6 protein-coding genes are annotated in these 3,901 nt (G+C 49.1%); 4 read left to right on the forward strand and 2 right to left on the reverse strand.

What is annotated here, in order from left to right:
- Positions 1-38: 38 nt before the first annotated feature.
- Positions 39-608, reverse strand: a complete 570-nt coding sequence (locus ACP5PX_RS07435; RefSeq protein WP_428085336.1) for an Lrp/AsnC family transcriptional regulator — start codon at positions 606-608, stop codon at positions 39-41.
- A 79-nt stretch (positions 609-687) separates the two neighbouring features.
- Here ACP5PX_RS07435 and ACP5PX_RS07440 point away from each other — a divergent pair, with 79 nt between their 5' ends.
- The 4 genes from ACP5PX_RS07440 to ACP5PX_RS07455 are packed head-to-tail and all read left to right on the forward strand — an operon-like array spanning position 688 to position 2,591.
- Positions 688-957, forward strand: coding sequence for a hypothetical protein (locus tag ACP5PX_RS07440; RefSeq protein ID WP_428085337.1), 270 nt, complete (start codon positions 688-690; stop codon positions 955-957).
- 5 nt (positions 958-962) lie between these two features.
- Positions 963-1,991: a permease gene (locus tag ACP5PX_RS07445; RefSeq protein WP_428085338.1), complete on the forward strand. Its 1,029-nt coding sequence runs from the start codon at positions 963-965 to the stop codon at positions 1,989-1,991.
- Positions 1,992-2,013: 22 nt separating this feature from the next.
- Positions 2,014-2,256 carry a thioredoxin family protein gene (locus ACP5PX_RS07450; protein ID WP_428085339.1) on the forward strand — a complete coding sequence of 81 codons (243 nt, stop codon included), beginning with the start codon at positions 2,014-2,016 and terminating at the stop codon, positions 2,254-2,256.
- Positions 2,235-2,591 carry a NifB/NifX family molybdenum-iron cluster-binding protein gene (locus ACP5PX_RS07455; protein ID WP_428085340.1) on the forward strand — a complete coding sequence of 119 codons (357 nt, stop codon included), beginning with the start codon at positions 2,235-2,237 and terminating at the stop codon, positions 2,589-2,591. The genes ACP5PX_RS07450 and ACP5PX_RS07455 overlap by 22 nt, the downstream gene beginning before the upstream one ends.
- Before the next feature lie 522 nt (positions 2,592-3,113).
- Here ACP5PX_RS07455 and ACP5PX_RS07460 read toward each other — a convergent pair.
- Positions 3,114-3,863, reverse strand: a complete 750-nt coding sequence (locus ACP5PX_RS07460; protein WP_428085341.1) for an ABC transporter permease — start codon at positions 3,861-3,863, stop codon at positions 3,114-3,116.
- Positions 3,864-3,901: the final 38 nt, after the last annotated feature.

Genomic DNA, 3,901 nt, shown 5'->3' on the forward strand with positions numbered 1-3,901 from the left:
GAGAAATAAATTTCATGTCTTGAATAAAAGATGGAAAATTAGAGTGGGCCGCGATAATATTTGGTTGAAGGGCAGCCGAGACATTTTTTATTTTTGTAGCGCAGGCATTTTCCGCAGTTGATTTCGCATGGAGCTATTTCCATTTTTTTGTCTGGCACAATTTTAATGGGAAGATACTTGGGAATGATGGGCGCTTCCCCAACAGTTGCTTCCGAGCGCCTGATGCCTTTTCGAGCTCTTATGGAGCAGGCCTCTAAGATTGCGTTCAAGGTGTCAGCGTCTTCTGCAATCATGATCATCATAACGTTGTAAGCACCGGTCGTGGTGGCTATAAAAAAAGTTCGGGGACATTTTGAAAATAGGTCAGTGAGTTCTCTCAAGCGTTCAGGTGTTTCGACTTCGGCATTTATAATGGCGATGCGGAGACCAAGTTGCTCAGCGTTGAGTCCGGCGGAAACATTGACCAGACCTTCGTACAGATTTTTTAGCCGATTTCTCACGCTCACGTGGGAAAGCCCCAGTTTTTGGCCCATCTCAGAAAGAGAGGCCCGCCCGTCCTCTTGGAGGCATGAGATTATTTTCTTGTCGACACCATCCATGATTATCATATTACAATTTGTAACAAAAAAGTATATATAAGCTTCCGTTATGTAATTAAAGAGGGGGTCGGATGAAAATAGTTGGTAGTTGGCGAGAATTTCTGCACAGGGGATACTTAGGGGGTTATGGGGGGGAAATTACATGGCTGGGGCAAAGCCCGTTGAAACAGATGGGGATGCCGTTGTTGGCGCAAAAATAGAAAATCCAAATTTTCTCGATTTAGCCGTTATCCTACCAACAGTCGAGGAATGGTCGATTTTATACAGGAACTTTAGCATAGAAGCCTCAGATAAACGTAATTTCCCGGTGGCTGGAGCAAAGGATTTCCTAAAAAGAACCGCGTGTCAGGAGGAATGATCGGGATGCCTCGCAAGTCTACCGCGCTGGCAGCGCTGGCTTGGGCCCTTTTGCTTTTCGGTTTGTTTGCCATAGTGTACCCCAAGGCCACTGGACAACCGCTGACTCCAGTATACGATTACGGAAATCTTAGCTCTTATAATCCGATTTTGATCCCGTTTGTTTACGTTGCTGGTTATCTCACTAGGGCATGGGGGGCCTTTTTGTTTGCCTTTATGCTTGGCGGCTTCATAGAGGCGTTCGTCCCTCGGGAGAAGATGAAAGACTATCTCTCGAGCAAGAGCGTAAAATCCTACGTCCTGGCCGCCCTGTTTGCCCCAGTCCTGACTGTTTGCTCGTGCGCCATGATACCTATCTTCGGCGGCATAATAGCCATCGGAGCAGGCATCGGTCCGGCCCTGAGCTTCTTGCTGATGGCGCCTGCTGCAAATTTCCTTGCGATACTGTTCACCTCGGAGCTTATCTCGCCGCTGATCGCCGGGGCGCGTTTTGGCTTTGCTTTTTTGGGAGCGATCCTGATCGGTTATGCTGTCGCGAAGACACCATGGGGAAAAGCCGTTGAGGAAAAATTTGGTAAGATCTCAGCCGCAAAGGCCGCCGTGATAGTTAAGATGGATTTCCGTGAAAAGTCGATGAACTCATTGAAAGAGGCGTATGCGCTGGTGAGAATGGTGCTGCCGTACCTTCTTATCGGCGTGGCGGCGGTGAGCTTTATCGACGCGTACATGCCCCGTGACATCATCGGGACGTACTTCACGGGGGCGCTTGGAGTGGTCCTCGGTGCAGCGATAGGTGTTCCTCTTTACACACCCACCCTCGTGGAGGTATTCTTTGTCAAAGCCCTCATTGGCGCGGGGATGTCCGCCAGCGCTGCCCTTGCGTTCCTGCTGGGTGCCCCGATGTCCTCAATACCTTCAATGATAGGCGTTTCGAGGTTAATCGGATGGAAGACAGTCGGGACCTATGCAGTGCTTGCGGTGCTCTGGGCCGCTGCCGCCGGCTTTCTTTATATGATCTTTATTGGAGGATTATAACGAGGACAAGGGAGGTGAGGCTATGGTGAAAATAGAGGTGTTTGGCGTGGGCTGCCCGAAGTGCAAGAAGACCGAGGAGAACTGCAAACAGGCGGTCAAGGAGCTGGGCATTAAGGCAGAGGTGACCCATGTTTACGACCAGATGGAGATGCTGAAAAGGGGCGTCACCGACAACCCATCCGTCATGATAGACGGCAAACTAGTGGTGAGCGGAAGGGTGCCGGAGGTTCAGGAGATAAAAAAATGGCTGAGCGCCCACAAGTAAGGGGCAGCGTCATAAAAATCGCGGCTGTGTCTGAGGATGGCGTGACCATCAGCCAGCACTTTGGCCGTGCCTCGTTCTACGTCGTCGTTACGGTCGAGAACGGGAAAATCGTTTTACACGAGATCCGCGGCAAGATGGGCCACGCCCAGTTTGCTGGCGAGTCGCATGCTGAGGAGACTCATTCACTCGATTCACGTGGACACGGTTTCGGGTCCTTCGCCCAGTCCCGTCACGAGAGCATGATTGCTGTCATCTTTGATTGTCAGATACTCTTGGTGCGGGGGATGGGGGCAGGCGCTTATGAGAGCGTGAAACAGGCCGGTATCAGCCGATAGTGACCGACATCGCCAACATTGATGAGGCGGTGCATGCTTACATCGAGGGTCGGCTGGTGAACCACAGTGAGCGCCTGCACTGATTGACACCAGTTTATTTGGGTAAATTCAGCCCGGCGAGTAGCTCGGGCTTGAATTGGCCGGAAATGTGGAGGGGCTGAGGCTAGTTAACAGGTTGAAGTTATCCTGTTTGATGTTTGTTTTGAAGAGGGGTCAGCTTCTGAGCAGGTAGGGATTTAACAGCTTGATTGGAAAATACTTCAATTTACTGGAACTTTCATTGGCCCAGCCGAGTTCAAATAAGTAAGGGATGATTGGTGAATGTTTGATCAGCACAAGGTCGTTTTTTGCGAACAGGATGCGGTTAACGGTTAGATCGAAGTTGAGTTTAGGTTGTGCGTTGAGAGTTTGGGATTGAGATAGCTCGTCTGTGAGGAACACAATCAGGAGAGTTTAGGATGGTGTTGGGAAAAAGAAGAAACAGGGATTGCACAAAATGATAAGTTTTTGTCATCAGTTTAATTAACTCAACCGTTTTGCAAGGGTCTTCTCATGTAACTTTATGGCGGCAGTCGCAAACGCTACCGTGAAAGCCGTAATCACCAGAAAGTCCAGTGCGAGTGGATAAAAACCCCTGCCTAAGAATAGCAGTCTTATCATATCTGTGAAGTATGTGAGCGGTGAAATGGAAGCTATGGCCGCGCCCCAGGGCGGCAACTGGTCCACCGGTATGAAGACACCGCTTATAAAAACAAGTGGGAACTTGACTAGAGACGAAAGCATCATTGAGGTGGCGGGTATATCTGTGGGCGGATAAGCTGAAAGCAAAACGCTTAGAGCAGCGAAACACAAGGTTGCGAGGACCAGCCCCACGAGAAGTATCATAAAGTTTAGCAGCTCGACGCCGATTACCAACGCGACCACTAGTGAAATTCCTGAGATTATGAGGCCGAAAATGAAGGAGGAAAGCATGTCACCGACAATAATTGTCCAAAAGGCAACTGGACAACAAAGAAGCCTTTCAAGGGTTTTTGACCGGGTTTCCCAAGGCACGATAGAGGGACCAACAGATGTGGCTGTAAAAAACGTGGTCATACCAATTAATCCGGGCAAAACTTCTTTGAGTGGCATGTTCCGCCCGATCACGTAGGCCAAAGCTAAAAATAATGGGAAAACGAGTCCAAAAATGATTACGGGACCTTTTGAATAGTAAATTTTAATGTCCTTCTCAGCTATGACGAAAGACCGCTTAAACTGTTCTATAACGCTCATCTGATTGTTGCCTCCTCACTCTTTACAAGCTTTAGAAA

It is taken from the genome of Hadarchaeum sp. (SeqCode) (genome assembly GCF_049969415.1).
In the GTDB taxonomy this organism is placed as follows: Archaea; Hadarchaeota; Hadarchaeia; order Hadarchaeales; family Hadarchaeaceae; genus Hadarchaeum.